Source organism: Cognatundibacterium curvum (genome assembly GCF_014284235.1).
In the GTDB taxonomy this organism is placed as follows: Bacteria; Pseudomonadota; Gammaproteobacteria; order Burkholderiales; family Burkholderiaceae_D; genus Undibacterium; species Undibacterium curvum.
The window spans coordinates 515456-541645 of sequence record NZ_JACOGD010000001.1; the positions used below are offsets into that span (position 1 = coordinate 515456).

At 51.1% G+C, this 26190-nt stretch carries 27 protein-coding genes; 6 read left to right on the forward strand and 21 right to left on the reverse strand.

What is annotated here, in order from left to right; translation table 11 throughout:
- The first annotated feature begins 124 nt into the window (after positions 1-124).
- Genes H8K43_RS02425 through H8K43_RS02435 form a run of 3 tightly spaced genes read left to right on the forward strand, consistent with a single transcriptional unit; the run spans position 125 to position 4127 of the window.
- Positions 125-2185, forward strand: coding sequence for a ferritin-like domain-containing protein (locus H8K43_RS02425; protein WP_186902381.1), 2061 nt, complete (start codon positions 125-127; stop codon positions 2183-2185).
- Between the two features lie 26 nt (positions 2186-2211).
- On the forward strand, positions 2212-3147 hold the full coding sequence (bufB, locus tag H8K43_RS02430) for an MNIO family bufferin maturase (RefSeq protein ID WP_186902382.1): 936 nt from the start codon (positions 2212-2214) through the stop codon (positions 3145-3147).
- Positions 3148-3188: 41 nt separating this feature from the next.
- Positions 3189-4127 (forward strand): HvfC/BufC family peptide modification chaperone, encoded by a 939-nt coding sequence (locus H8K43_RS02435; protein ID WP_186902383.1) that lies wholly within the window; start codon positions 3189-3191, stop codon positions 4125-4127.
- On the opposite strand, the gene H8K43_RS02440 is transcribed toward H8K43_RS02435, so the two are convergent.
- From H8K43_RS02440 to ppsA, 5 genes are all read right to left on the reverse strand, one after another.
- On the reverse strand, positions 4128-5075 hold the full coding sequence (locus H8K43_RS02440) for a sensor histidine kinase (RefSeq protein WP_186902384.1): 948 nt from the start codon (positions 5073-5075) through the stop codon (positions 4128-4130).
- The gene (locus tag H8K43_RS02445; protein ID WP_186902385.1) at positions 5072-5620 is read right to left on the reverse strand and encodes a heme NO-binding domain-containing protein; all 549 of its coding nucleotides are present in this window, start codon (positions 5618-5620) and stop codon (positions 5072-5074) included. The genes H8K43_RS02440 and H8K43_RS02445 overlap by 4 nt, the downstream gene beginning before the upstream one ends.
- 338 nt (positions 5621-5958) lie before the next feature.
- The gene (locus H8K43_RS02450) at positions 5959-6930 is read right to left on the reverse strand and encodes an SPFH domain-containing protein (protein WP_186902386.1); all 972 of its coding nucleotides are present in this window, start codon (positions 6928-6930) and stop codon (positions 5959-5961) included.
- A 106-nt stretch (positions 6931-7036) separates the two neighbouring features.
- Positions 7037-7471, reverse strand: coding sequence for an NfeD family protein (locus H8K43_RS02455; RefSeq protein ID WP_186902387.1), 435 nt, complete (start codon positions 7469-7471; stop codon positions 7037-7039).
- A gap of 273 nt (positions 7472-7744) precedes the next feature.
- Positions 7745-10162, reverse strand: coding sequence for a phosphoenolpyruvate synthase (gene ppsA / locus H8K43_RS02460; RefSeq protein ID WP_186902527.1), 2418 nt, complete (start codon positions 10160-10162; stop codon positions 7745-7747).
- A gap of 211 nt (positions 10163-10373) precedes the next feature.
- On the opposite strand from ppsA, the gene ppsR reads away from it, so the two are divergent.
- Complete coding sequence (ppsR, locus tag H8K43_RS02465) at positions 10374-11222, forward strand: posphoenolpyruvate synthetase regulatory kinase/phosphorylase PpsR (RefSeq protein ID WP_162018698.1); 849 nt, start codon at positions 10374-10376, stop codon at positions 11220-11222.
- Positions 11223-11307: 85 nt separating this feature from the next.
- On the opposite strand, the gene H8K43_RS02470 is transcribed toward ppsR, so the two are convergent.
- The 16 genes from H8K43_RS02470 to H8K43_RS02545 form a co-directional block, all read right to left on the reverse strand.
- Entirely contained in the window at positions 11308-12093 is a 786-nt protein-coding gene (locus H8K43_RS02470; RefSeq protein WP_186902388.1) for a TrmH family RNA methyltransferase, read from the reverse strand.
- Positions 12090-12734: a ribonuclease HII gene (gene rnhB / locus H8K43_RS02475; protein ID WP_186902389.1), complete on the reverse strand. Its 645-nt coding sequence runs from the start codon at positions 12732-12734 to the stop codon at positions 12090-12092. The genes H8K43_RS02470 and rnhB overlap by 4 nt, the downstream gene beginning before the upstream one ends.
- A 1-nt stretch (position 12735) precedes the next feature.
- Positions 12736-12990 carry a glutaredoxin family protein gene (locus tag H8K43_RS02480; protein ID WP_186902390.1) on the reverse strand — a complete coding sequence of 85 codons (255 nt, stop codon included), beginning with the start codon at positions 12988-12990 and terminating at the stop codon, positions 12736-12738.
- A gap of 262 nt (positions 12991-13252) precedes the next feature.
- On the reverse strand, positions 13253-14710 hold the full coding sequence (locus H8K43_RS02485; protein WP_329604467.1) for a DegQ family serine endoprotease: 1458 nt from the start codon (positions 14708-14710) through the stop codon (positions 13253-13255).
- A 43-nt stretch (positions 14711-14753) separates the two neighbouring features.
- Positions 14754-15809, reverse strand: a complete 1056-nt coding sequence (locus tag H8K43_RS02490; RefSeq protein ID WP_186902391.1) for a MucB/RseB C-terminal domain-containing protein — start codon at positions 15807-15809, stop codon at positions 14754-14756.
- Between the two features lie 4 nt (positions 15810-15813).
- Complete coding sequence (locus tag H8K43_RS02495) at positions 15814-16467, reverse strand: sigma-E factor negative regulatory protein (RefSeq protein WP_186902392.1); 654 nt, start codon at positions 16465-16467, stop codon at positions 15814-15816.
- A 38-nt stretch (positions 16468-16505) separates the two neighbouring features.
- Complete coding sequence (rpoE, locus tag H8K43_RS02500) at positions 16506-17108, reverse strand: RNA polymerase sigma factor RpoE (RefSeq protein ID WP_186902393.1); 603 nt, start codon at positions 17106-17108, stop codon at positions 16506-16508.
- A gap of 99 nt (positions 17109-17207) precedes the next feature.
- Positions 17208-17699: a hypothetical protein gene (locus H8K43_RS02505; protein ID WP_186902394.1), complete on the reverse strand. Its 492-nt coding sequence runs from the start codon at positions 17697-17699 to the stop codon at positions 17208-17210.
- Positions 17700-17793: 94 nt separating this feature from the next.
- On the reverse strand, positions 17794-19035 hold the full coding sequence (gene fabF, locus H8K43_RS02510; RefSeq protein ID WP_186902395.1) for a beta-ketoacyl-ACP synthase II: 1242 nt from the start codon (positions 19033-19035) through the stop codon (positions 17794-17796).
- Positions 19036-19069: 34 nt separating this feature from the next.
- Positions 19070-19309, reverse strand: coding sequence for an acyl carrier protein (gene acpP, locus H8K43_RS02515; RefSeq protein WP_162018707.1), 240 nt, complete (start codon positions 19307-19309; stop codon positions 19070-19072).
- Between the two features lie 234 nt (positions 19310-19543).
- Positions 19544-20296, reverse strand: coding sequence for a 3-oxoacyl-ACP reductase FabG (gene fabG / locus H8K43_RS02520; RefSeq protein WP_186902396.1), 753 nt, complete (start codon positions 20294-20296; stop codon positions 19544-19546).
- Positions 20293-21225: an ACP S-malonyltransferase gene (gene fabD, locus H8K43_RS02525; RefSeq protein WP_186902397.1), complete on the reverse strand. Its 933-nt coding sequence runs from the start codon at positions 21223-21225 to the stop codon at positions 20293-20295. The genes fabG and fabD overlap by 4 nt, the downstream gene beginning before the upstream one ends.
- 105 nt (positions 21226-21330) lie before the next feature.
- The gene (locus tag H8K43_RS02530) at positions 21331-22317 is read right to left on the reverse strand and encodes a beta-ketoacyl-ACP synthase III (protein WP_186902398.1); all 987 of its coding nucleotides are present in this window, start codon (positions 22315-22317) and stop codon (positions 21331-21333) included.
- Positions 22314-23390 carry a phosphate acyltransferase PlsX gene (plsX, locus tag H8K43_RS02535; protein WP_186902399.1) on the reverse strand — a complete coding sequence of 359 codons (1077 nt, stop codon included), beginning with the start codon at positions 23388-23390 and terminating at the stop codon, positions 22314-22316. The genes H8K43_RS02530 and plsX overlap by 4 nt, the downstream gene beginning before the upstream one ends.
- Positions 23391-23638: 248 nt before the next feature.
- Positions 23639-23821 (reverse strand): 50S ribosomal protein L32, encoded by a 183-nt coding sequence (rpmF, locus tag H8K43_RS02540; protein WP_162018712.1) that lies wholly within the window; start codon positions 23819-23821, stop codon positions 23639-23641.
- A 138-nt stretch (positions 23822-23959) separates the two neighbouring features.
- On the reverse strand, positions 23960-24484 hold the full coding sequence (locus H8K43_RS02545; RefSeq protein ID WP_186902400.1) for a YceD family protein: 525 nt from the start codon (positions 24482-24484) through the stop codon (positions 23960-23962).
- Positions 24485-24668: 184 nt separating this feature from the next.
- Here H8K43_RS02545 and H8K43_RS02550 point away from each other — a divergent pair, with 184 nt between their 5' ends.
- Both H8K43_RS02550 and H8K43_RS02555 read left to right on the forward strand, forming a co-directional pair.
- Positions 24669-25265: a Maf family nucleotide pyrophosphatase gene (locus tag H8K43_RS02550; protein ID WP_186902401.1), complete on the forward strand. Its 597-nt coding sequence runs from the start codon at positions 24669-24671 to the stop codon at positions 25263-25265.
- 94 nt (positions 25266-25359) lie between these two features.
- Positions 25360-26118: an SAM-dependent methyltransferase gene (locus H8K43_RS02555; RefSeq protein ID WP_186902402.1), complete on the forward strand. Its 759-nt coding sequence runs from the start codon at positions 25360-25362 to the stop codon at positions 26116-26118.
- The last annotated feature ends 72 nt before the right edge of the window (positions 26119-26190 follow it).

The following is a 26190-nucleotide window of genomic DNA, read 5'->3' on the forward strand; positions in this document are numbered from 1 at the left end:
ACTCCGTGCTAGAGTCGCCTCGCTATTGCATAAAAGCATAATTTCCTGAATATCATGCCTTTTGCATAGCCTCCCCCTACACCGAAGCATCCCGTGTCTGAACTGACTGAACAAGGAGATACCTATGTATTCAGCTGTCCCAGAAGCACCGCAAGAAGCAATCAAAAATCGCCCGTTGGAATTTTTCGCGACCGATAAAGCTGCCGTGCAAGCCATTGCTCAGGCTGCAGTCAGCGTGGAATTATTTACCATTCCGGTTTACATGAATTCCATGTATTCCATCTACGGCACCCATCAGATTAATTCCAAAGGCAATACCTATTACAAAGGCCGTCAATGGCCAGGGATGTCAACCAGTGCGCATCCGCATACTGCCAATGAACGCGCCTTTAATGTGATTTTCAGTGTCTTCATCCAGGAAATGCTGCATCTGCAGATGGCAGCCAATCTGGCGACTGCAATCGGTGTCAAACCCCAGTTTACCGCAGGGTCCGGTCTGCAAAATGCGGAACGTGGCTGGACTTGCTACGGCCCGCAAAAGAGCGTCATCCCCTGTATCGTGGACCTGAAAGATACCTGCACTTATCACAACGTGAAAGTGAATCTGGAAGCACTGAATCACAATCAGATACAGCTGTTTCTGGCAATAGAACAGCCAGAAAATCAAGCGCGTGAAGAGTTACGTCAGAATGCGCACAAGTATTTCCCGGATGTGCCGTTTGCTGGCTGGACCCCATCCAAGGGCTTTGCTGAGCTGCCTCTGTTCGGTACCATTGGTTACATGTATGAATGCTATGCGCGTTACATCAGCATGGAATATAGCGATGGTCAGACTTTATGGCAAAAACTGTTTGTGAATGGATCTGTCCAGCAGGACATGTTTAATACGAATAACAGTTCCCACCCGAAAAAAGAATACCCCCATTTTTCTACGCTGTTCGGGCCGGAAGAGCAGGATGGCGGCGGTACGCATTCACATAATAAAGCGATCGATATGATGTGTGCCATCACCGACCAGGGTGAAGGCAATGCGGCCGGTATTCGCCATTACCGTCGCACCCATCTGCTACGCGCAGTGCAGCCGGATTATCGCGAAAACGATGAGGCGCTCAAAGCCGATTATCCATCCTATAACGGTGAAGGCAAACCGGTAGCCTCAGCCGATGCCGCAGCACGCTTCCACAGCGCAGCCTTTGATCATTATGAACGTTTCCAGGATGTGAAAAAAATTCTGGAATCACGCAGTGAAATTCCTTCGGAACGCCTGACCACCTGGGAACAATGGCATGCACAGGGCCACCACTGGACCAGCGATATGCTGATCAATCATGAATATGTGGCGGCCAAGGCACCCGCCAATATCCCTAAACCTGCAGATGTCGCAGGTGCACTCAACCGCCTGAAAGCGGCAGGCACCAGCACATTGAAGACCCTGAGTCAGGTTTCAGCCGGTGCTATTTATGGCATTACCTCTGTGCTCGATGAATACTGGCAACAGCAAAGTACCGGCTTCCCCTACCCGTCTATGGTGGGTTCGGGCGACAGGATCGCGATCTGCTGGGCCATTACCGGTCAATCACCCGACCTGTCGGTCTCTGTACCGCTGCCAGATCCGGAAACCCTGTATCACGCTTGCCAGGGTATGCAATTGAGTGGCAAAGACAGCAGCCATCAATGTGCAGCGATAGAGGTCTATCATACCTGTCGCGGCTCCAATGGCTGCCATGCTCAGGGTGGGTGTGGCTTTGCCCAGCTCGATAGCGGCGGTGGATCTTGCGGCAGTTCATCCTGTGGCAGCGTGAGCAACAAATCCGCATCCGCCAAATCTGCCACAACGGAGACCGCCGGACAAAATCTGTGTGGTGGTCCGACACCCGGCCCGGCACCATCGGATTTATACAGTGCGCCCAGCGACAATAAGTGCAAGTCGTTTGGGGGCTGTGCAGTACCGATTTCCGCTTCCCAGTTGTATCCGGAGAGTGGCAGCATGACACTGTATAACTTCGAAGACCGGCCACCACATCGCTCTGTACCATTGAATGAAACCATGCCTTTCCATCAGGGTGAAAACGTCTACGATCTGGCCTGGCAAGCTTATGCCAAGGTAATGAAAGCCAGAAAGCAGGAACCGGGAACACGGCCGGCACCAACTGATTTACGTCTTGCGTTGCCGCCATCAACCTGATTTTTACAAGTTATTCACGCACTGAGATGAAGACAACTATCACGTCAGGATCAAGCAGCGAAACACGCCTGGGCCTCCCGCATCTGGGTCTGGGTGTGGGTCTGCGGCATGTTCATTTTCAACACATACTCGAGCATGGCCCCGGGGTCGACTGGTTTGAGATTATTTCTGAAAACTTTATCGATCACCATGGTTTTGCGAGGCATGTATTGAATCAAATCGCAGAACATACACCAGTTGTAATGCATGGCGTATCCCTGTCTGTCGGCAGCTGCGATCCACTCGACATGTTGTATTTGTCCAAACTCAGGCAACTCGCATCGGAAATCCAGCCAGCCTGGATTTCCGATCATTTATGCTGGACTGGAGTTCAGGGCATCAACAGCCACGATTTATTGCCCATGCCATTAAACGAAGAATCGTTCCGCCATGTGGCAACCAGAATCCGTCGGGTACAGGATTTTTTACAACGACCACTGATACTGGAAAACCCCAGTACTTATCTCGAATTTCAGCAATCTGAATTCACCGAATCTGCCTTCCTCGCCGCCCTGTGCCAGGAAACCGGTTGCGGCCTGCTGCTGGATGTGAACAACGTCTATGTCTCAGCCTATAACCATGGCTATGATCCACGTGCCTATTTAATGGAGTTACCGGCTGATCGTATTGTACAGATACATCTGGCGGGGCCAACAGACTGTGGTGACTATCTGATTGATACCCATGACCAGCCTGTCCCGACTGCAGTCTGGGCTCTGTATGCGCTGGCCCATCAACTCACCGGAGGAGTATCAACCCTGTTGGAATGGGATGCGAAAATTCCCGCTTATCCGGAATTACTGGATGAATTACATAAAGCAAGACAGGTTATTAACGGAAATTTACCTGAACTGCCCGCAGTCACCGCAAAAACGGCACATGCGCATGCGTTGGCAGGTTCCTTGCAAGCCTTGATGACCTGATTTATTTTCCGACTATGAAGCCTAATCTGAATGATGCATCTGTGGCAAAAACTGAAGTAAGGCTTGCGCAAATACAGGCCTGGTTCATGACCGCGATCAGCCATGCTGGCGGATATCGTGCGGGCGTGCACGCCGCGCAGCAAATGTTTTCGCTCAATGAGACAGCGCTGTTAAAGCCGGGTCATGAACAGGCCTCGCGTCTGCCTATCTATGCCAGTGGCTATCTGTTGCGTTTGCAGGAGTGCCTGGAAGCGGATTACCCGGTACTGATGCGTACCTTAGGGAAGGAATTGTTTCATTTTTTTTGCCGCCAGTATCTGGCCCGTCATCCATCGCATTCTCCCTCTTTATTTGATCTGGGCGCAGGGTTTCCGCAATTTTTGCAGCAATCCCAGCCAGCCAGCGGCGAACATGAAAACGATCTGTTGTTTGTCTTCCCGGTCGAGCTGGCATTTCTGGAGCGCGCTTATACCGAGGTATTGCGTGCGCCCGGGCTGGAAATCCAGTCTGAGACCGGCAGCGCATACGATCAGGAAACGCCCGTCCCGGCCCTGCTGACACTTATGTCAGATCTGCACCCTGCCGTGGAACTGAATGCAGAATCCAATGTCAGTACCAATCCAAGCTGGTCGGCGGCGCCCTGCTTGCGTTTACTGTCGGTGCAGTTTCCTCTGGCAGACTTCTGGCAAGCTGCCAAGGCCGGGACCGAAAACAATACCGATCCGGTACAGCCGGAACCCCAACCCGGCTGGCTGGCCGTGAGCCGAATTCGTTATCGTGTACTGCTGTATAAGCTACAGGAATGGCAATTTCATGTTCTGGTTAGCTTGCAGCAAGCAGAAGCCCCGGTAAACGATGTGGAATGGCTCGCCAGACAAGTCGCTGTGCATACCGGACTGAGCGACATTGCCACTACAGATGCACTGCGCTTGTGGTTGCCAGTGGCTGCACAAAACAATCTGGTGGTGCGCATGCCTTAACTATGCAGCAGGTAGAAGCGGCAATTGCAGACTGAAGCAACTACCTACACCCACCTGACTTTGGACACTCAGGCTGCCACCATGCTTGACCGCAATGCTGTAACTCATGGACAAACCCAGCCCTGTACCGTGTCCGACATCCTTGGTCGTGAAAAACGGATCAAATATCCTTTGCAGATTTTCTGCGGCGATACCGCAGCCAGAGTCAATGACTTCGACGATGGCCCAATCCCTGTCCTGTTCGGTTTGCGGCCTGAGCACGAGCCGTATCAAGCCATTTCCATGACAGGCATCGACCGCATTATTGAGTAAATGGCTTAACACCAGCTGAATTTCCAGCTCATTGCCGACGACGACAATATCTGATCCCAGAATTTTTTCGATATGACATTGCTGCTTATGCTCACCCAGCGTCGCCAGTGCAATCGCAATACTGCTGTGCAGGCTGATACTTTGCGCTTGTTGCTGACCGAGTTCAGTGTATTGCTGTAGTTTACCAATCAGATCGCGTACCCTTAGCAAGCCATGATAAGTCTCATCAAGCAGAATAGGCAACTCTCCCTGCAGGTAGGGCAAATCCAGCTGCTCCAGCTTTGTATGCAAACTGTTCAGTTGCATAGAATCCGGACTGCTCCCCAGAGTCTGTACACTTTGAGCAAGCGTGATTAATTGTTCTGACCATTCACGCAGACACTTGAGATTACTCAGGCAGAACCCAATCGGATTATTGATTTCATGCGCCAGTCCTGCAGTGAGCTGCCCCATGGCAGCCAGTTTTTCGGTCTGCAGCAACTGGTTACGGGTATGCTGCAAATGAGCCAGCGTTTCATTTAACTCCAGCACTTTATCGTACAAAACCCGTGTTTTTTCATCCAGCAGTTTTTCCGCCAGCAGCCTGGCCTGGCGCTCACGCTGATAAGCTCGCAGATATGCGTCAGCTTCGCTCATGGCTGATGGAAGTGTATATGTAAGCGGCAGCGTTCCGCACCATCATGCATACATTCGGGATGCTCTATCTGTATTTGTTGTGAAAACTGTGCCGCCGCCCCTTTAATCAAACCCACAGCGGCATGACACAGCTTACGTCTGGACTGGTAATACATCACCAGCATTTGCTCATTGCTATTGTCATAGTCGAAGCTGGGCAGATAAGCATCCGGATACAAGCGCCGCACTTCCTTATGAATCACTTTATCAACTGACAGCAAAAAAGGACGTAAATCATTTAGCTGACGCAATTCCGGCGGAAGCGAGTTGTAGAGACGGGAAAACAAAAATTCGCCAAATGCCTCAACTAACTGCGTGGCTGGCAAATTTGTTTTTTTAGATAGCAGAGCTACCAGCCCCAACAATTCTGCATCCTCATATTGCTGTCCGGCCGTATAAATACCGCCAGAGACAGGATTAAGTTCAGTCAGCACTTCGTCCCACATATGCATGCCCAGTTTCTCGATGACCATGTCGGACAGCGCGGTAAAAATTGATCCTTGCATACATGAGCCTTTCACGAAGTGAATGAGCAAAACACAGATGCTTCCTGCGTACATTCAGCACCTGATGGCTACTTCAGCTTATGTGAAAAGTTTCCGAACCACAAATTTCTTTTTTGAAATTTCCAGGATTTTTGCAGTGATTAACATTAGCCCGATGCCGATGGCAGTCTTTCGCTACCCAAATGAACCCAAATGAAAACAGCCATGACAAGCTTGTGATCTGGCTCTTCATGGCTGTCAGTAAGGGCATTGAAAAGCACCCTTGCTCAGAAAGCGTTTGCTACGGTGTGGTAGCGACTTCGGAGATTTTCGTGCTAATCAACTGTGTGTAAAGTGCCTCAGACTTTGCTGCTGACTTGATTCGTGACGACTTTAGCCGCAGCAGGACTGGCAGCAGGCTGAGTTTTAATTACTTGCATTGCGGTCGCAATCAAACCGCTCATATCGCCGAGGTTAGCCGGTACGATCAAGGAATTATTGGTCTTCGCCAGATTACCGAACGCGCCTACATACTGCTCCGCCACCTTCAGATTGACCGCATCAGCGCCGCCCGGAGACTGGATCGCCGCTGCAGTCTTACGTATCGCTTCAGCGCTCGCTTCAGCGATGGATAAAATTGCAGCTGCCTGACCTTCGGCACGGTTAATCGATGCTTGCTTTTCACCCTCAGAGCGGGCAATAGCAGCTTCACGTTCACCGTTAGCGATATTAATCTGTTCCTGCTTACGGCCTTCGGAAGCGGCGATCAGTGCACGCTTTTCACGCTCGGCTGTAATCTGCGCCTGCATCGCATGTAAAATCTCTTTAGGTGGCGTTAAGTCTTTGATTTCATAGCGCAATACCTTCACGCCCCAGTTTGCGGCAGACTCATCGATCGCACTCACGATTGTGGTATTGATGTGATCGCGCTCTTCAAAGGTTTTGTCCAGTTCCATCTTACCGATCACAGAGCGCAAGGTAGTTTGCGCGAGCTGAGTAATCGCCGCAATGTAATTCGATGAACCATACGAGGCGCGCATTGCGTCAGTAATCTGAAAATATAAAATCCCATCTACCTGCAATTGCGTATTGTCTTTAGTAATACAAACCTGGGGCGGTACATCCAATGGGATTTCTTTGAGGCTGTGTTTGTAAGCGATGCGGTCTATGAAAGGAACCACAATATTCAAACCTGGTCCTAAAGTTGCATGATATTTCCCCAGACGTTCCACCACCCAGGCATGCTGTTGAGGCACGACGTTAATCGTTTTGATGACGAACACCAGAGCCATGATGAACAGTATCAGAGCCACTCCACCGATATTTTCCATGTTATTACCTTTATTGTTATTGAGAGAAAAAGTCGAAACGATGTATGTGTGATCGTTTCTCATTCAGCTACTACATGCAAACCACTGCTGCCAGTATTCAGCAAACTCAGGCTGGTCTGACAATCAATCGACTACCCTGTACTTCCTGTATCTGATACGAGCCCGGCAAACCAGCGCCGTGATGCAGCTCTACATCCCACATCGCGCCGCGATACATTGTTCTGGCCTGAAAGCTGCCGTCACCCAGGTCGCGCCACTGTTCAACCTGCAAGCGCTGGCCAACATCCATATTCACATTCGGATCACAGGCCGCTTGCTGACCTGGTTTCCAGCCATAAGGGCTTTTGTGCAGTATCAGCGTGGCCAGCCCGCCCACTAAACCCGCCACGATCAGTTGCGTACCGCTGGCTGCGCCAAAAAAAGCGACCAACGCAGCAGCGGCTAAACCCAGCGCAATCATTAATAAATAAAAAGTACCGGTCAGCAGTTCCAGACTCACTACCACACCCGCTGCGATACACCATAGGGTCCAAGCACTCATGTTTCAGCCTCCTCTTCTTATTAGCATTGCAATTAGTATTGCATTTGGCGTTGCAATAGGAATTGCATTTTGATGGATAAAACGACAAAAATCAGCGGTAATCGCTGTCAAATGTATACACCGTTTTTATGAAAGTTGCATGACTGCCTTTCAGTGAGACAGCAATAAAAAAACGCGGACTGAACAAGATTCAGCCCGCGTTTTTCAGTCATGACGACTAGTTTCATGACGCCTAGTTATTACTTCTGTTTGCCAATTAGCTCAGGTACCTGCTTATTTAGCCACCTTTGCCAGCTTTTGCCAGGTATCGACCACAGAGTCAGGATTCAGCGAAATCGACTCTATGCCTTCCTGCATCAGCCACTCGGCAAAATCCGGATGATCGGATGGACCCTGACCGCAAATACCCACATATTTATCGAGCTTGCGGCACGCAGCGATAGCACGTGACAACAAGGCGCGCACCGCAGGATCACGTTCATCGAAGTCAGCTGCCAGTAACTCCATACCGGAATCGCGGTCCAGACCCAGAGTGAGCTGAGTCAGATCGTTGGAACCGATAGAGAAGCCATCGAAGTGTTGCAGGAAGTCTTCTGCCAGGATCGCATTGGATGGAACTTCACACATCATGATCAGACGCAGGCCATTTTCGCCGCGTTTCAGACCATACTGTGCGAGCAGGTTGACCACTTTTTCAGCCTGACCCAAAGTACGCACGAAAGGCACCATGATCTCTACGTTGGTCAGACCCATGTCATTGCGCACGCGCTTCATTGCCTGACATTCCATTTCGAAGGATTCTGCAAAATCCGATGCCAGGTAACGCGCTGCTCCGCGGAAGCCCAGCATAGGATTTTCTTCATCCGGTTCGTAGCGTGAACCGCCTATCAGTTTTTTATACTCATTGGATTTAAAGTCAGACAAACGCACGATGACTTTCTTAGGCCAGAATGCGGCCGCAATCGTCGCCACACCTTCTGCCAGTTTATCGACATAAAAGGCTTTAGGCGAAGCATGACCACGCGCAACCGATTCAACCGCTTTCTTGAGCGCCGGATCGATGTTTGGATACTCAAGGATAGCCTTAGGATGCACACCAATATTGTTATTGATAATGAATTCCAGACGTGCCAGGCCCACACCTTCGTTAGGGACGGACTGGAAGTCAAATGCTAATTGTGGGTTACCCACGTTGAGCATGATTTTCAAAGGCAGCTTCGGCAATTCACCGCGTACTTCTTCGGTGACTTCGGTTTCCAGCAAACCATCGTAAATCTTGCCTTCGTCGCCTTCGGCGCAAGATACAGTCACCAGGGTGCCATCTTTCAGCATATCGGTTGCATCACCACAGCCAACCACCGCTGGCACACCCAGTTCACGCGCGATAATCGCGGCGTGGCAGGTACGGCCACCACGGTTAGTCACAATAGCGGAGGCACGCTTCATCACAGGTTCCCAGTTCGGGTCTGTCATGTCGGCTACCAGCACGTCGCCCGGCTGCACACGTTCCATTTCAGATGGATCGTGAATCACACGTACGCGGCCAGCACCGATCTTCTGGCCAATCGCGCGGCCGGAAGCGAGCACAGTGCCGCTGCCTTTGAGTTTGAAGCGTTGTTGCGCGTCAGTCGCTTTTTCCTGCGATTTGACTGTTTCAGGACGTGCCTGCAGGATGTACAACTTACCATCGCGACCGTCTTTACCCCATTCGATATCCATAGGGCGACCATAGTGCTTCTCGATGATGACGGCATACTTGGCCAGCTCAACCACTTCGTTGTCGTCCAGCGAGTAGCGGTTACGCATTTCAACTGGTACGTCCACAGTTTTCACGGAACGGCCAGCCTTGGCTTCACCGGTGAATTCCATTTTGATCAGCTTGGAACCGATATTGCGGCGGATAACAGGCAATTTACCTTGTTCCAGCATAGGCTTATGCACATAGAATTCATCCGGATTCACTGCGCCCTGCACCACGGTTTCACCCAGACCATAGCTGGAGGTAATAAACACCACATCCTTAAAGCCGGATTCAGTATCTATCGTGAACATCACACCGGCCGCGCCCAGATCGGAGCGCACCATGCGCTGCACACCGGCAGACAAGGCAACTTCGGCATGAGTAAAGCCTTTATGAACGCGGTAAGAAATCGCGCGGTCATTGTAGAGCGAGGCAAACACGTGCTTCATGGCTTCCAGCACGTTCTCGATACCGACCACATTCAGGAAGGTTTCCTGCTGACCGGCGAAAGACGCATCCGGCAAATCTTCTGCAGTTGCGGAAGAACGTACCGCAAACGAGACTTCACCGACAGAATCAGCCACCAGCTTGTTATAAAACGCTTCAATTTCCTGTTGCAGACGTGGCTGGAATGGGGTGTCGATTATCCATTGACGGATTTCTGCACCGGCTTTCGCCAATTCTTTGACGTCTTCGATATCCAGTGTTTCCAAACGGTCGGCGATACGTTTTGCCAGCGGCAAGCCGCCGTTTTCGCTATGCGACAAAAAGTCACGGAAAGCCTGTGCAGTGGTCGCGAAACCACCTGGTACGCGCACACCGGCCGTGGCCAGCTGGCTGATCATTTCGCCTAGAGATGCATTTTTACCGCCGACAGATTCAACATCTGTCATCCGTAAATGCTCAAATGAGGCAACATAAGTTGCTTCAGTATTTGCTGCGTTGGACATAACAACCTCTTTTTGATGGTAAGAAATCTGTACTGCTTCGTGTCTGGCCTGATTTTTGTTATTCTGGTCGCCAGTCACGAACCACATGCTATTTCAGCATTTTACATGCTGTGCTGCAAAATAGATCGCTGCTACACAATATATTGGAATGATATATTGACGCGCAAGCAGAAATTTTTTTCACCTTTGGCATTCTTAATGCATAGAGCTCATGAGCGAATCCACCACCAATAATAATCCTATCGCCAACCGCACCGTGTTCTTTGTCTCCGATGGAACTGGTATTACCGCTGAGACCTTTGGCCACTCCGTACTGACGCAGTTTGACCTCAAGTTCAGACAAATCCGGCTACCTTTTGTAGATACCCTTGATAAAGCGCATGAGGCCTTACGCCGCATCAATGATGCCTACACCACCGAAGGCAATCGTCCTATCGTGTTCTCCACCCTGGTCAAGACCGAACTCGCGAATGTTGTTTTTCAATCCAAGGGTTTGCACATGGATCTGATCCAGACTTTCGTGTCTCCGCTGGAGCAGGAGCTGGGTATCAAATCCACCCACACCATAGGCCGCAGTCACAATATCGCTGACACGGAAGAATATAAGAACCGTATCGAGGCGATCAATTTTTCGCTCGCGCATGATGATGGCCAGTCAAACAAGAACCTGTCTACGGCTGATGTGATACTGGTGGGTGTATCGCGTTCAGGAAAAACACCGACCAGCCTGTATCTGGCGATGCAGTATGGGATTAAGGCCGCCAATTACCCGCTGATCCCGGATGATTTTGAACGCGGCAAGCTGCCTTCGGTGCTGCCTGAATTTAAGGCCAAGATGTTTGGATTGAGTATTGCGCCAGAACGGCTGAGTGAAATCCGCAATGAGCGCCGGCCAGGCAGTAAATATGCGTCGCTGGAAAACTGCCGCTACGAAGTGAATGAAGCAGAAGCGATGATGAAGCGCGAAGGCATACGCTGGCTGTCCTCGACTGCCAAGTCGATTGAGGAAATTTCCACCACCATCCTGCAGGAAATCAAAGCCGATGTGCGTGTCTATTAAGCGCGCTTAGCTGCAAAATACCAAGGGCTGAACGCAATGCGGGTTCAGCCCTTAGCGTTTTTTGAGCGTTTTTTTCAACGCATTTTTAAGTTAACTGCTGCCTGACCTGCTCAAAAAAACAAATCGCAGCACTCGCAGCCACATTCAGGGATTCTATCGCGGCCTGTTGTGGGATGGTCACAGTCTGCGTCGCCTTGTCCATCAGTGCAGCGGACACACCCTGCCCTTCATGACCAAACATCCACACCACAGGCTGGTTTAAAGCGGATTGGTAAATGGTGGTCTTGGTATGGGAACTGGTGGCCAGCACCGGGATCTTACTGCGATTCAGGACCTCGGCCAGATCGCAGTTTTCGTAAATATGCAGTAAAAAATGTGCGCCCATACCAGCCCGCATCACCTTGGGCGACCAGGCTGACACCGTACCGCTACTGCAAAATACATGACGGATACCGGCAGCGGCCGCACTGCGCAGTATCGAGCCCAGATTGCCCGGATCTTGCAAACCATCGAGTACCACTGCCGTTTCTGTAAGTGCCGCAGGCAAGGCACGTTGCGGCGTAGGAACCACAAACAAGATGCCGACGCCATGTTCAACCTGGCTCAGCGTTTCATACAAAGCATCCGGCAGACAGATTTTCTGTGCAGCATCGAGCAGGTTGCTGCTGACCAGCTGATTGACTTCCGTGTTCGCCAAAGCCGATTCAGACACCACGCACAGCTCAGGCGCACCGAGCTGCTGGCCATAGGCCTGGCACAAATGCACACCATCGAGCAAGGTCTTGCCAGCCTTGCGGCGCGCCTGGGCCTGCGTCGCCAGTTGTCTGAGTTCTTTGAAAAGCGGATTGTCCCGCGAAGTAATATGTTTCATGCTAACAAAGCCTTGACTGGCCCAAATGATTTTCTGTGTACCGGTGTGACACCGTGTTGCTGCAGGCGTGCCAGGTGCAATGCGGTCGGATAGCCCTTGTGTTGATCGAAGGCGTAATCCGGATACAGCTGATGCAGATCCAGTAAGGCATGATCTCTGGCGGTTTTAGCCAGGATAGACGCGGCCGATATCGCCGGGACTTTATCGTCGCCCTTGACGATTGCTTCAGAACGCACCGCCATCACCGGGCAACGATTGCCATCGATCAGTGCCAGCTCAGGCGTGATGCTGAGTTGTTCGACTGCACGGCGCATCGCCAGCATGGTCGCCTGCAAAATATTGAGCTGGTCGATTTCCTCGACTGAACTTTCGGCTATCGCCCACGCCAGTGCTTTTTCCTTGATTTCCACCGCCAGCGCATCCCTTTGCGCTTCGCTGAGTTTTTTGGAATCGCGCAATCCGTTAATTGGCCGCGCCGGATCCAGTATCACCGCTGCCGCCACCACACTGCCAGCCAGTGGCCCGCGACCAGCTTCATCCACGCCACAAATCAGTAAATCATCATGACTGAATAGCGCCAGCGTTTGCTGCGGCTCAGTCTTGTCCTGTGCGTTCTTTGGCGCCTGCTTCTTGTTGACCATCTTAAACCTTTGCAAAAAACTGTCTGAGCGCCGCTTCATCGAGGTGGTAATGACAGATGCGCTGTGCGTCACCACCGGGATGACGGCCTATCAGTACGGGCACCAGTTCGTCGTACAGACTCAACAGTTCTTCATCAGCGTCAACATCCAGCACATCCACGGTAAATGAATATTGCTGGGAGTAGCTGTTCAATTGGGTCAGCATGTCGTCACACAAATGACAATAGCTGCGTGAATAGAGGGTGAATGCGATCATATCGCGGCGCCTGCAGTCAGATTGCTAAAGACTGGCATTATAAATGCCGATCAGCAAAATACTGGCATATTTTGTGCCCCGGAGCGCAGTCGAAACTTCATACACTGAGGATTGATGCGGTTCTCAGGCCAAAAAACGGCCAACAGGCGCATCAAATCTGAGACATTTTAAATTGAGCTGCTCAAAATTCGGGCTGTAATAAAAAAGCTGCCCACTCAGGGGCAGCTCAGGATGCGGCTTAAGACCTTGCTTACAGTTGGTCTTACTGCGCTTGCGGACGTATCAGCACGAACTGCGATGCGTTTTCACGTTTTACCAATAGCACCGCTGGTTTCTTAGGCTCCAGCTTACTCAACATGGCATTGAATTGCTTGGCATCTTTCACGTCTACCTGGTTCAGCGACAGGATCAGATCACCCGGACGCAGGCCTACGGCTGCTGCCGCGCCATCGACGGACTCGATCACCACACCACCGCCAGGCAAGGCTTTCTTTTGCGCCTCATTCAGATCCGTCACATACACACCGAGTAAATTGCTCAGCTCTTTCTTTTGCTTTTTATCGGCTTTCTGCGCGACCTTATCTGCATCACGCTCTGCCACGACCAATGTCAGCTCTTTGATGGCGTTTTTACGCCAGACACTCATGCTGACTTTGCTGCCAGGACGGGTAGCACCTACTGCCCTGAGCAATTCGGCACGGGTCTCAATATTCTGACCATTGAACTTCAATACCACGTCACCATCCTGCACACCGGCTTTTTCAGCTGGAGAACCTGGTTCAACCGCAGCAATCGGTACGCCCTGCGCTTTTGGCAAGCCTAAGCTTTCTGCGATTTCCTTAGACATTTCACCCATCTGCACGCCGATACGGCCGCGCGATACACGACCATGCTGCTTGAGCTGCTCGGCCACACGCATCGCTTCATCAATCGGGATGGCGAAGGAAATCCCCATATAACCACCGGAGCGGCTGTAAATCTGCGAGTTAATACCGATCACTTCGCCACGCATGTTGATCAGCGGGCCACCGGAATTGCCAGGATTCACAGCTACGTCAGTCTGTATCAACGGTACATAGTCACCAGTATCACGCGCCTTGGCAGAAATGATACCCGCTGTGACGGTATTTTCCAGATCGAACGGGGAACCAATCGCGATCACCCATTCACCAGCCTTGATCTTTTCAGAATCACCGATGGTGATCTTAGGCAGCTTATTCGCCTCAATTTTCAATACTGCGACGTCGGTACCTTTATCACTGCCGACTACCTTGGCTTTGAATTCGCGTTTATCGGTCAGCTTGACATACACTTCCGATGCGCCATCCACCACGTGTGCATTGGTCAGCACATAGCCATCGGCAGAGACAATGAAACCGGAACCGACACCGCGCGGCACTTCCTCTTCCTGTGGCGCTTGCTTACCTTTGCGTGGCGCTTGATTCTGCTTAGGAATCGGCATACCAAAGAAGCGGCGGAAAAATTCCAGCTGCTCGTCATCAGCACCTTGTTGCTGACTGACTTTTTCCGTTGTGCGGATATTCACGACTGCCGGTCCTGATTTTTCGACCAGCTCAGTAAAATCTGGCAAACCGACGGGTGCAGCGGCCAATGCGACTGGGGTCAGCTGCATGACGGCCGGAGCAACGAAGCCCACACAGGCACTCACTACTAAAGTGGACACCATTTTTTTAACTGGAGACAGTGTTTGTGCTTTCATAGTTAGTCAACTTCCTTTACTTTTTGCTTAGCTTATTACTTGATCACTTATTTGTTTTCAGCTCAATCGAATTCATGACCTGACGAATCGCACTGACCGGCACTTCACCGACTACGGTCAGCCAGTATTCGCCCTGACGTTTTCCCATGATAGTCATAGCGCCCTGCTGCAGACTGCCTTCCGTTCTTCCCTCGCTATAAGGCTCGATAAAAACAGACATAGCAGCCAGCCCGTCAGAAAACATCATCTGTATCACCTGATGCGATTTCGCTGTTTTGTTAGCTGTTGCGTTAGCCGAAGCACTGCCAGCATTACCCGCACTGGATGCATTGCTGGTGCTGGCGGGAGATGGAATCACCCGTTTCAGTTCCTTGGTTTTGGTAAAACCGGCAGGCAAAGCCTTAACGACCCAGCCAGAATGAATATTGGATTGCACAGTCAGATTTTCAATACGCCACTGACTCACATTGGGAAAACTGGGCCTGAGTTTATTCTTGTCGATCTCATTGACTTGCAATTGCGTGAATGCGATTTGCTCTATGACTTCGTTCTTAGGATTGACGGTCTGCGCACGCAACATCAGACCAGAAGATTTTTCTGCGCACAGCCTGTAGCCATAGCGGAATCCATCCTTGGGTTCCAGCGAATAAGTCTGACACTCCAGACCGGCCACACGGCTCATTTCGCCTTTACGGATGGTATAAAAATCAGGCAGATACTGGGCATTCTGAGTCAGCAAGGCAGGAAAAGACTCCTGACTGACATCTTTCTCCACTTGTATGGTTTTGCTGTCCGGCAGATAGCAGGAGACTTCGTCATTTCTGCGTATGTATTCGCGTGGTTTACCGTCGAGTATTTCCAGTTTTTCAGTCTCACCAGCGCTATCAAGATAGTGCGTGATCCTGGAAGTACGTATCTGACTCGCCTGCTGATAAACAAAGGTGCCGGAGTAATTCATTTTTTGCGCAGAGGCTTGTATCTTGCGCAGCACATGTTGAATTTCGCGCTTATCTTCCGCATTCTCAGTGGCAAACACTGAGCTGCTCAGCGTACATAGTAAGACCAGGTTCGCTGCGGTATAGAGACGACGACCAGACATCTTGTTATTTCTCCGCAGCCGGCGTAACGACGTTGGCGCGCGTCACATACTGCGCACCGCTACTGATGGCGGGTGAAAAGCGCTGATGCGCAATCAGGTAGCTGTCTATACGCGGATCACGCAGCATGTCCATTTGATTGCCATTCGCTGTTTTTGCTGTCTGCTCTGCGCTGTCACTCGCCGCCACCGGTGGCGTCGCACTTGTCCGTACCCGCGCCGAAGCCAGTTGCAATTCAGGCGTGGAATTCCTTGCCAATGGTGTCTGCTCAGTGACCGCCGCAGGTTGCAATAATTTAGGGGTGATAACTAATGCCAGCATAGCTGCCGCAGCGATACCGGCCACGCCCGCGTAAGAGCGCAGCAGCGACTGTCGCAGTCCGGATTTGCCTGCATCTGCCGGACGCTGGTGCAGCGCGGGCACCAGCAACACCGGTTCAGACTCAAAGCGTGCGGCAAAACGCGCAGTAAAATCTGCACTCATCGGTTGCGCCAGGTCGTCAGACCGCAGCACATCGCCGATCTGATGATAAATATCCCAGTTCGTCTTATCGTCAGACGCGATCAGTTCAGCGATAGCTGCCTCAAGCTGGGCATCATCGATTTCACCATCCATCAATGCGGATAAGTTTTCTTGTTGAGTCGTATTTTTCATCATCATATTCATGGTCCTGCAAAGTGTTTCTATAACTGCCAGGCTTACCAGCGCTGGTCCAGATTGGTTCCCAACATGGGCCGCAAACGCTCGGCAATCGCTTCCCTGGCCCGGAAAATACGGCTTCTGACCGTACCGATCGGACACAACATGACTTCGGCAATCTCGTCGTAACTCAATCCCTCAATCTCACGCAGGGTAATCGCGTTCCTTAATTCTTCCGGCAATGCCGCCATCGCTGCATTGACTGTTTGTGCTATCTGCTTACTCGCCAGCAAAGACTCCGGCGTATTAATGTCGCGTAAGCCTTCTGCATCAACAAATCCTTCCGCCTCTTCCACATCCGCGTCAGTCGAGGTCGGTGCCCTGCGGCCTTGCGTCACCAAATGGTTTTTCGCCGTGTTAATACCGATCCGGTACAGCCAGGTATAAAACGCTGACTCGCCGCGAAAATTTGGCAACGCACGATACGCCTTGATGAACGCCTCCTGCACCACATCCTCTGCTTCCGCCTGATCATAGACGAGCCGGGACACGAGCCGCATCAGTTTCCTTTGGTATTTGGAAACCAGAAGCTCAAATGCCTTTTTATCTCCACGCTGCACGCGCTCGACCAGCAATTGGTCTATCTCGCGCTCTGTCGTCACTCAATCATCCCTATTCTTCTTCTGAACAACTGGTATTTATCCCGGTCTCTTGCCGTATGCACGGAATTTTTCCCGCTTTATGCCCCAATAGAGTCTCTTTCATTCAGGGAAGTTCCCGGATTTCATGACTTTCCTGCTTTCTTTTTGCTGAAACTGCTGCAAACTGATCAGCGCACGCCGCAGGTCACGCCTGACGGTGGCAGGTGCAGAGTCTGGCAGCAGCAAAAAAGACAATTTAGAACCATCCTCACGCACAAATTCCAGCGCCGCCAAATGACTCCAGAACAGAGATGCAGGCCCCAGCGTGCAGACCTGAGCAGGCGACCAAGCTGGCGCGCACCAGACATGCAGCAGGCAAAGTCCATCGCTGCTTACGACGATGCGTAAAATTCGCTGGGCCCGCCACCAATACCAGATTTGCCGAGCGAGCAAGATACCTGAAATCATCGTCAGTGCAATCAGCCACGGGCGCGGACAATCAAAAATTAACAATGAATAACAAACACTGAAGCAAGCGCAGACTGCCATTGCAATCACCAGTGCCAGCAATATGCGCGATGGCCTCAGATCAGCAAGGATGGATGGCTGCATCAGCTTTGTCCCTGAATGAAAAAAAGCACCTCATTTCCGAAGAAATGAAGTGCTTTTTTGTAGATGCTATGCATCAGTCAGATGTATGAGGCGATCAGACTTTTGCAAAGATCAGGGTGCCGTTTGTTCCACCAAAACCAAACGAATTTTTCATCGCATAATCGATCTTGACGTCTCTCGCTACATTGGCACAGTAGTCGAGATCACATTCAGGATCCTGATTAAAGATGTTGATCGTTGGCGGTGAAAGCTGGTGATGCACAGCCAGTACCGTGAAAACAGATTCCAGACCACCCGCACCACCGAGCAAATGCCCGGTCATGGATTTGGTGGAATTGACTGTCAGCTTGTAGGCATGATCACCGTAAGCAGCTTTGATCGCATCCGTTTCGTTTTTATCACCCAGAGGCGTCGATGTGCCATGCGCATTCAGATATTGAATCTGATTCGCATTCAGGCCTGCATTTTTCAATGCATTGACCATACTGCGGCGCGGACCATCCATGCTAGGGGAAGTGATATGGTAGGCATCGCCACTCATGCCGAAGCCAACGACTTCTGCATAAATTTTGGCACCGCGTGCTTTCGCATGCTCATACTCTTCCAGCATCATGACACCGGCACCTTCACCAAGCACAAAGCCATCGCGGTCTTTATCCCACGGACGCGATGCCGTTGCCGGATCATCGTTACGTGAAGACAAAGCACGCGCTGACGCAAATCCACCCAGTCCCAGCGGGGAAATCGTGGACTCAGCACCACCGGCTATCATCGCATCCGCATCACCGTATTCAATCATACGGGCAGCAGAACCGATGCAATGCAGACCTGTGGTACAGGCTGTGACGATCGCAAGATTTGGCCCCTTCAGACCATACTTGATCGACAGGTGACCGGAAATCATGTTGATAATCGAGGCTGGCACAAAGAAAGGACTGATGCGGCGTGGGCCACGTTCGATCAGCGTTTCCTTGGTTTCTTCTATCATAGGCAAGCCGCCGATACCAGAACCCACGATCACGCCGACGCGATCAGCATTTTCTTCTGTGACAGTGAAACCACTATCCTGAAACGCCTGCATCCCGGCAGCTATGCCGAAATGGATGAAGGTATCCATGTTACGGGCTTCTTTTGCCGGCAGATATTCCTCGACATTGAAGCCTTTCACTTCTCCCGCGAAATGCGTGGAAAAGGGAGTTGCATCAAATTTGGTGATCGTGGCAATACCTGACTGGCCAGCCTTAACAGCATCCCAGGCACTGGAAATTGTATTGCCTACTGGCGAGACACATCCCAGACCGGTTACCACGACACGACGTTTAAGCGTACGACTCAAGCGCTTCTCCTGGATTTAAAAACGGGGTAATGAATTACGCCTTGAGGTGTGCAGTTGCGTAATCAATCGCTTGTTGCACTGTTGTGATTTTTTCTGCTTGCTCGTCAGGGATTTCCATTTCGAATTCGTCTTCGAGCGCCATCACCAGCTCAACTGTATCCAGGGAATCAGCACCCAGATCATCAACGAAAGAGGATTCGTTTTTGATGTCAGCTTCAGCGACGCCCAGTTGTTCAGCGACGATTTTCTTAACGCGTTGTTCGATATCGGACATGTGTATCTCCAGTGAAAAAATCAAAAATAAGGGCCTACAGAAAGTGCGCGCATTTTAGCAGGTTTGTAGACAAAAAATGCAAGACCCAATTTATTTAGTCATAACTCCGCTTAAAATCGGCGAAATGTCTAACTTTTACCAACAAACTACCAGATACCCGCACAAAACCGTTCCAGGCTGAAATGACAGTAAACAATCAAGTCAGCAGAATCCGGCTATGCCGGTATCCTGTTTTTAAGCCAGGTACATCCCGCCATTTACATGCAGGGTGGTACCGGTAATATATCCGGCATCAGGTGAAGCCAGGAATACTGTCGCGGCGGCGATATCTTCCGGGCGACCGAGTTTCGCCATCGGAATCTGCACCAAAATTGCCGCTTTTTGCTCATCGCTGAGCGCCTTAGTCATATCGGTATCAATGAAACCGGGCGCAATACAGTTAACCGTGATATTCCGGCTACCGATCTCACGCGCTAATGCACGACTCATGCCAGCCACACCAGCTTTGGCCGCCGCATAGTTCATTTGCCCCGGATTACCGGATGAGCCGACCACAGAAGTGATGTTAATGATACGGCCATGTTTGGCTTTCATCATGCCACGCAAAACTGCACGCGACAGGCGCGCGACCGAATTCAGATTGGTGGTGATCACATTATCCCAATCCTCTTCCTTCATGCGCATCGCCAGCTGATCCTGGGTAATGCCCGCATTATTGACGAGTATGGACAGGCTGCCGAATTCTTTTTGAATTTCATCAACCAGGCCCGAGCAACGCTCTACGTCGTTAACATTAAAAGCGACGCCCTTACCCGCTTCCGGACTGATTTCAGCGAGGTAAGCAGAAATTGCCTGCGCGCCGGATTCTGTGGTTGCAGTACCAATCACTTTGGCACCAGCCTGCGCCAGCGCAACAGCAATCGCCTTACCTATACCGCGTGATGCGCCGGTAACCAGCGCTACTTGATTTGCTAATGCCTGAGTCATTTCAATAATTCCAAGACTTTTTCTAAACTTGCCTGATCAAAAATAGTATCACCGACCAATTCGCCCTGTATGCGCTTAGTCAAACCGCTCAATACTTTACCCGGACCGCATTCAATCACATGACTGATACCAGCCTGATGCATAGCCTGTATGGTTTCCACCCAACGCACAGGACTCGCCGCCTGACGCACCAATGCATCCTTAATCGCTGCCGTATCATTGACTATCGCCACATCGACATTATTAATTAACGCGATTTCTGGTGCAGAAAAATTCAACCCGGCCATATACGCCTGCAAACGATCTGAGGCTGGCTTCAGCAACGAGGAATGGAATGGTGCAGACACTGGCAATGGCAATGCGCGCTTGGCACCTTTGGCCTTGGCGATTTCACAGGCGCGCTCAACCGCGGCCTTGGCACCGGCGATCACCACCTGCGCCGGCGCATTGAAGTTAACCGCCTCAACCACCTCACCCTGCGCCGCTTCAGAGCAAGCCGCTTTCACATCTTCATCACTCAGACCCAGTATCGCTGCCATGCCACCCTGCCCAACCGGTACCGCCTCTTGCATCGCCTGAGCACGGAAGCGCACCAGCGGCACTGCATCTTTAAAGGCGATCACACCAGCTGCTACCAGCGCGGAATATTCGCCCAAGCTATGACCGGCAACCAGGCGCGGCACTTCACCACCTGCAGCGATCCAGGCGCGATAGCAAGCTACCGCTGCAGTCAGCATCACCGGTTGTGTATTGGTCGTCAGGTCCAGCGCTTCTTTCGGGCCCTCAGCGATCAATTTACCCAGGTCAAATCCCAATGCGTCAGAGGCTTCCGCAACGGTTGCCTGCACCACAGGATTATCAGCAAAGCCATTGAGCATGCCGATAGCCTGAGAACCCTGACCGGGAAAAACAAATGCAAATTGGGTCATTTTTCTAAGTCTCTCTTTATCGAATAATAGAAATGAATTTCTTTTTCCTTAATACTTCACCATACCGCAGCGTTTGCGCAAACTCAGGCCGCAAACGCTCCAACATTACATCTGTACGATAGCCGCACCCCAGGTAAAGCCGCCGCCTACACCTTCCAGCAAGACTTTATGTCCGGGCTGCACACGGCCATCACGCACGGCCAGATCCAGTGCCAGCGGTATCGACGCGGCCGAGGTATTACCATGTTGATCTACGGTGACCACCAGCTTCTCCAGCGGCAGACGCATTTTCTTTGCAGTGCTTTGCATAATGCGGATATTGGCCTGATGCGGGATCAGCCAGTCGATATCACTGGCTTGCAGTCCAGCCAGTTCCAGCGCCTCATTCGCCACTTTCTCCAGCACCGTCACCGCCAGCTTAAATACTGCCTGACCATCCATATGCAGATAGGCACTGCCCGCTACCACACCCTGCTCCACATTTCCTGGCACGCACAGAATATCCTGATAGCTGCCATCAGCATGCAGCTTGGTCGCCAGCACACCCGGCGTTTCCGAGCGAGACATCACCACCGCACCGGCACCGTCACCAAACAACACGCAAGTGGTACGGTCTTCAAAATTCAAAATACGCGAAAATACTTCAGCACCAATCACCAGTACGTTTTTGTGGGCACCGGATTTAATCATGCTGTCGGCTACCGCCATCGCATACATAAATCCACTGCACACCGCCTGCACGTCCATAGCCGCTGCACCATTCTGAATTCCCAGCTTGTTCTGCACTACACAGGCAGTACTTGGAAATCCACCGAGAAAATCCGGTGTCGAGGTCGCGAGGATAATCATGTCGATATCAGAAGCAGTCATGTGCGCCGCTTCAAGCGCACGTTTTGCAGCTTCTGTACCCAGATCACTGGCTTTTACACCAGGCTCTGCATAATGACGGGAGGCGATGCCACTGCGGGAAAAAATCCAGTCGTGCGAAGTTTCTATCCCTTTAGCGGCAAGCTGCTCTGCCAACTCATGATTACTGACTGCTTTAGGCGGCAGATAACTGCCGGTACCGATAATTTTGCTGAAAAAAGTCATGCGGTTTTTTGTATCAGTGGTTCGTTATATTCAGGCGAAGCCGGGTCTGCCACCGGCATCAGTTTCGCCATCGAAGTCGAGATACGGGTGAGTACATCATTTTTTGCAGCGTCAAACGCCCGCTGTATCGCCCACTCGTAACTGTATTTATCCGCACTGCCATGACTCTTAAATACCAGACCGCGCAGACCCAGCAGGCTGCCGCCGTTGTAATTCGAGGGGTTCATGGTACGTGAGATAGATTTCAATGCGCCGCGTGCAATCAATGCACCCAGCATATTGAGGGGATTACTTTTGAATGCATCGGTCAGGGTGGTTTTTACAAAACGCCCCATGCCTTCCGCTGCTTTCAGGGTCACATTACCGACGAAGCCATCGCAAACCACGATATCGGTAGTACCCTTGAAAATGTCATTGCCTTCTACGTTGCCATAGAAGTTCAGCAGGCCACGCTCATGGTCTGCACGCAGCAAGACTGCGGTTTTTTTGACCACGTCATTGCCTTTAATATCTTCCTCACCCACGTTCAGCAAGCCTATGGTAGGACGCTCATTGCCTTCCAGCGCAGAAACCAGGGCAGATCCCATAATTGCAAACTGATGTAAGTGCAAAGGTTCGCAATCGACGTTAGCGCCGAGATCCAGCATATAAGTGGGACGATTTTTTTGATTCGGCAACATGCTGCAAATCGCAGGACGATCCACGCCCTGCATGGTTTTCAGCACATAGCGCGATACGGCCATCAGGGCACCGGTATTACCGGCGGAGACGCAAGCCTGTGCTGCACCCTCTTTCACCTGGGTCAGCGCGACACGCATAGAAGAATCTTTTTTACGGCGCAATGCAATCTCGACCGGATCATCCATGGCGACCACTTCGGACGCATGGATCACCTTCAGACGCGGATGATTGCTCGCATGGTTCTTTTTCAGCTCTTCCTGAACTTCAGATTCCAGGCCAACCAGCAGGAACTCGACATCCGGTTCGCGATTGGCAAAGGCAACGGCTGCTGCCACAGTAACCGCAGGCCCATGATCCCCGCCCATGCAGTCAATGGAAATTTTTATTGTCATGTAGTATTACGCAACTTCAAGCCGAAACGCCTAGTGTATCAAATTAGAGGACTATTTCAGTTATTTTCATTGCTAATTTGCAAGTATTTAATAAAAAAACCGGCAAAACAAGGTTTTTACCGGCACCGGTGCTGCAAAATTTTCAAGAAAACCTGTTCATCAGCATGAATCCCGGAAAAATTTGCCCATAAAAAAAGCGGCGCCAAGTTCTAGACTTGTCACGCCGCTCTTTTTACCAAGAAAACGAATTATTCGTCGTTCTTAGTTTTCAATACTTTACGACCACGGTAAAAGCCGTTAGGGCTGATGTGGTGACGCAGATGTGTCTCACCAGTTGTTGGCTCGATACCTAACTGTGGTGCAGTCAGGAAATCGTGGGAACGGTGCATGCCACGCTTGGATGGGGACTTTTTATTTTGCTGAACTGCCATGATAACTCCTAATACTTCAAAAAATGTTTCTAAAAATTTACACACCTGGCTAAAGAATGCGCACATCGCAATGCGAACATCGCCAACCAAGAATCCCTAACAATACTTCGACCTGAGTGTTTTTTCAGAATAATGCCACTAGGTACGCCCATTTATTGTCTTCAGCACGGCAAACGGCGATTCTTTTTTACCGACTTCTGCGTCAATCCCTGCAGTAGGTTTTGCTGAAGCCAACGATACATCCGGGCATACTGCATGTTTGGGCGATTGGGGTATTGCCAGCAGCGCCTCATCCTCTATCAAATCCATGATATTGAACGTTTTACTGCCTACTACAACATCGACCTCGTCATCTTCTAGCAATGCCTCAATTTCATCAGCATTTTCTTCGTTTTTGGCGAGTATCAATACAGACTCTGAGTCTATCTCATATGCAAACGGAGCCAGACAACGCTGGCAATTCAGATTCACACTACCAGTCACACTCAGTATCAGGCGGGGATGCCCCAGCTGATCTTTTCCGCCAGTCAGAGACCAATTCAGACTCCCTTCGGTGCCTGTACATTCCTCAGCCAGACGGGGTAAATCTGCGACCAGTATGCTTCCAGAACGCTGCTCTTCGAGCCGGCAAAACGTGAAAGCGTCAATCACAAAAGCTTGCATAGGATTATTTGAACCCAGAAAACCTGCGATAATAACAGCACTTGCGCTTCTTAGTCAAAGGTCAGGCCGATTTTTTCAGAAAAATCATACGCTTGCGGTGCATTTTTACTGTTCAGCACACAAGCAAAGTCTGACCCGGCATCAGCGCAGCATCTCTGACACTACTCAACGCCAGCCAACAACGATGATAAACCCGACAATTATACTGGCTTCCAGCTCTGCTTACCGCAAAGAATTACTATCCAGACTGCAACTACCGTTTCTGAGTATCGCGCCTGACATCGATGAGTCGCCCAAGCCCGGCGAAGGTCCGGCCGATACCGCCTTACGCCTGGCACAGCAAAAAGCAGCTGCCATCGCGCAATTGCATCCCGAATCCTTAGTGATAGGCTCAGATCAGGTTGCCACGCTGGATGATTTGCAAATCGGAAAACCGGGCAATCATGCCAATGCGCTCAAACAATTGCAATTGATGCGAGGCCGTGAAGTGATTTTCCATACCGCGCTATGTCTGCTCGACAGCAGACAGCAGGCGCCCCAGCCTTTACAATTGCGCAATGTACAGACCCGGGTCCAATTCCGGGATCTCAGTGATGCAGAACTGGATGCCTACCTGCATCTGGAACAGCCTTACGACTGCGCAGGCAGCGCAAAGAATGAAGCACTGGGCATCAGTATTCTGTCTGCAATCCATAGCGATGATCCGACCGCATTGACTGGCCTGCCACTGATTGCGCTGACTGATATGCTGCGCCACGCTGGCGTGCGCTTCTTTAGCTGAACTCCGCCTGCTGCAAACCGGCCGCTCCCGAATACCCGAATACCCGAATACCCGAATACCCGAATACACAAATATCCAAAGAACACTCACCCCTATGACGAAAACCGGCACCTTATTTTTGATTCCCAACACCCTGGGCCAGTGCGAGACGCAACAAACCAGCCTGCTGCGCAATATCATTCCCGAAGCGGTACAGCAAATGTCCTCGCAACTCGGCTACCTGGTCGCGGAAAACGCCAAGACCACGCGCGCCTACCTGAAATTCCTGGCCCAGCAGCATCCTTTACGACTGGCCATGCAAGAAATTCAGATACAAGAATTGAATGTCAATACCCCGGCCCAGGCATTAGAAGGCTTATTGCAGCCCCTGCTACAAGGGCATGATGTCGGCCTGATTTCTGAAGCCGGTGTGCCTGCCGTGGCCGATCCGGGCGCCAATCTGGTCAGACTGGCGCATAGCAAGGGCATTGAGGTACGCCCGCTGGTCGGCCCGTCTTCGCTATTGTTGGCACTGATGGGCAGTGGCCTCAATGGTCAGAGTTTCGCGTTTCATGGCTATCTCCCGACCGACGCCGCATTGCGCGCCAAACGCATCAAGGAACTGGAAGACCGCTCACGCAAGGAAAAGCAAACCCAGTTGCTGATAGAAACCCCTTACCGCAACGCAGCCATGCTGGAAGCACTGGCAACGCAATGCCAACCGTCCACCCTGATCTGTGTCGCCACCGATCTGACCCTGGCCAGCGAATCCATACGCACCCTGAGCGCAGCGGAATGGAAGAAGAAATTGACCACCAACCAGGCACCGGACTTCCATAAAAAACCGACGGTATTTCTGTTCCTCGCCGCATAAAAACGCACGACCGGTTGATTTTTCTAATTTCAGCTAAGATGGATGTTTTTAGGAAATGACGTAAAACAAGTC

Bases quoted from the DNA above. Each gene is read 5' to 3' on its own strand.
- H8K43_RS02480 (WP_186902390.1), bottom strand. From the start codon at position 12,990: ATGATCGCATTCACCCTCTATTCACGCAGCTATTGTCATTTGTGTGAC.
- H8K43_RS02425 (WP_186902381.1), top strand. From the start codon at position 125: ATGTATTCAGCTGTCCCAGAAGCACCGCAAGAAGCAATCAAAAATCGC.
- bufB (WP_186902382.1), top strand. From the start codon at position 2,212: ATGAAGACAACTATCACGTCAGGATCAAGCAGCGAAACACGCCTGGGC.
- H8K43_RS02490 (WP_186902391.1), bottom strand. From the start codon at position 15,809: ATGTCTGGTCGTCGTCTCTATACCGCAGCGAACCTGGTCTTACTATGT.
- ppsR (WP_162018698.1), top strand. From the start codon at position 10,374: ATGAGCGAATCCACCACCAATAATAATCCTATCGCCAACCGCACCGTG.
- fabG (WP_186902396.1), bottom strand. From the start codon at position 20,296: ATGACTCAGGCATTAGCAAATCAAGTAGCGCTGGTTACCGGCGCATCA.
- H8K43_RS02455 (WP_186902387.1), bottom strand. From the start codon at position 7,471: ATGAGTGCTTGGACCCTATGGTGTATCGCAGCGGGTGTGGTAGTGAGT.
- H8K43_RS02445 (WP_186902385.1), bottom strand. From the start codon at position 5,620: ATGCAAGGATCAATTTTTACCGCGCTGTCCGACATGGTCATCGAGAAA.
- H8K43_RS02555 (WP_186902402.1), top strand. From the start codon at position 25,360: ATGACGAAAACCGGCACCTTATTTTTGATTCCCAACACCCTGGGCCAG.
- H8K43_RS02545 (WP_186902400.1), bottom strand. From the start codon at position 24,484: ATGCAAGCTTTTGTGATTGACGCTTTCACGTTTTGCCGGCTCGAAGAG.
- H8K43_RS02440 (WP_186902384.1), bottom strand. From the start codon at position 5,075: ATGAGCGAAGCTGACGCATATCTGCGAGCTTATCAGCGTGAGCGCCAG.
- fabD (WP_186902397.1), bottom strand. From the start codon at position 21,225: ATGACCCAATTTGCATTTGTTTTTCCCGGTCAGGGTTCTCAGGCTATC.
- H8K43_RS02530 (WP_186902398.1), bottom strand. From the start codon at position 22,317: ATGACTTTTTTCAGCAAAATTATCGGTACCGGCAGTTATCTGCCGCCT.
- H8K43_RS02450 (WP_186902386.1), bottom strand. From the start codon at position 6,930: ATGGAAAATATCGGTGGAGTGGCTCTGATACTGTTCATCATGGCTCTG.
- ppsA (WP_186902527.1), bottom strand. From the start codon at position 10,162: ATGTCCAACGCAGCAAATACTGAAGCAACTTATGTTGCCTCATTTGAG.
- rnhB (WP_186902389.1), bottom strand. From the start codon at position 12,734: ATGGTCAACAAGAAGCAGGCGCCAAAGAACGCACAGGACAAGACTGAG.
- H8K43_RS02495 (WP_186902392.1), bottom strand. From the start codon at position 16,467: ATGATGATGAAAAATACGACTCAACAAGAAAACTTATCCGCATTGATG.
- plsX (WP_186902399.1), bottom strand. From the start codon at position 23,390: ATGACAATAAAAATTTCCATTGACTGCATGGGCGGGGATCATGGGCCT.
- H8K43_RS02550 (WP_186902401.1), top strand. From the start codon at position 24,669: ATGATAAACCCGACAATTATACTGGCTTCCAGCTCTGCTTACCGCAAA.
- H8K43_RS02485 (WP_329604467.1), bottom strand. From the start codon at position 14,710: ATGAAAGCACAAACACTGTCTCCAGTTAAAAAAATGGTGTCCACTTTA.
- acpP (WP_162018707.1), bottom strand. From the start codon at position 19,309: ATGTCCGATATCGAACAACGCGTTAAGAAAATCGTCGCTGAACAACTG.
- rpmF (WP_162018712.1), bottom strand. From the start codon at position 23,821: ATGGCAGTTCAGCAAAATAAAAAGTCCCCATCCAAGCGTGGCATGCAC.
- H8K43_RS02505 (WP_186902394.1), bottom strand. From the start codon at position 17,699: ATGCAGCCATCCATCCTTGCTGATCTGAGGCCATCGCGCATATTGCTG.
- H8K43_RS02470 (WP_186902388.1), bottom strand. From the start codon at position 12,093: ATGAAACATATTACTTCGCGGGACAATCCGCTTTTCAAAGAACTCAGA.